The 941-nt window shown below is 31.2% G+C and carries 1 protein-coding gene; it reads left to right on the forward strand.

Annotation, left to right across the window (positions count from 1 at the left end; genetic code table 11):
• Nucleotides 1-460: site-specific integrase (locus tag QZ379_RS06630; protein WP_291562049.1), on the forward strand; the 460-nt coding region annotated here is incomplete at its 5' end.
• Between the last annotated feature and the right edge of the window lie 481 nt (nucleotides 461-941).

Here is a 941-nt window from a genome sequence, read left to right on the forward strand (position 1 = left end):
AACATATGCAGATGGCGGACATTATCTTGATTTTAAATGTGTAAAGACTCAGCGTCAGACACAGGTTCCAATCGGTGATGATGCTTATGAACTAATTCAGCCACAAACAACAGATAAATATATTTTTTCAGGATTTAATCGTACTATGACATATAGAGTCATGCAAGATTGGATTAAGGAATGTGGAATAAAAAAACATATTACCTTTCACTGTTTCAGACATACTTACGCATCCTTACAGCTTGAACTTGGAACTGATATTTACACAGTACAACATCTCCTTAATCACAAGAATGTAAGTACCACTCAAATCTATGCTTCACATGCTGATCCGAAAACACGAGAAGCAGCTGATAGAATTAGGTTAACAAATGTAAAAATGGAAATGCAAGAAAATGAAAACATAAATGTTAATGCAGAAACCAAGAGAAAGAAAGAGAAAGGAAAATCAAAAAAGTGACAATAAATAGTAGCGTAAATCATTGAAACACTGAAACATAAATAATGTTTTCTGGAGATATTTTATTAGTAACAACTAGTATCAATTAGTAAGTTTATCTATAAATTTGCAATAAAGTAATACGATAAATACTAATTGCAATGACAAAAAAGATAAGAGAGATTTTACTGATACTTCTCATTTCAAACATTATTACCATTATTCTGTTTGTGACCGCTCCATATATTATCAGGGTGGTCACAAGCACTAATGCAACAGAAAATAATAACCTAATGTTATCCCCATTGCCGATTTTGTTATACCTCATTTTATTATCTTTATTAGTTTGTATCCTTAATTCCGCAACACTATAAATTTTAACTTTTATAATATCCTGAGCAACAAAAAGTTGCCCAGGTTTTTGCCATGTCAGAGGATTCACTTAATTTAGTGTTGCAAAAATAATCAAACAAAACCTCATCAGGCATGGCAAAAATACAAA

Origin of the sequence: Bacteroides sp., assembly GCF_019417265.1 — a bacterium.
In the GTDB taxonomy this organism is placed as follows: Bacteria; Bacteroidota; Bacteroidia; order Bacteroidales; family Bacteroidaceae; genus Phocaeicola.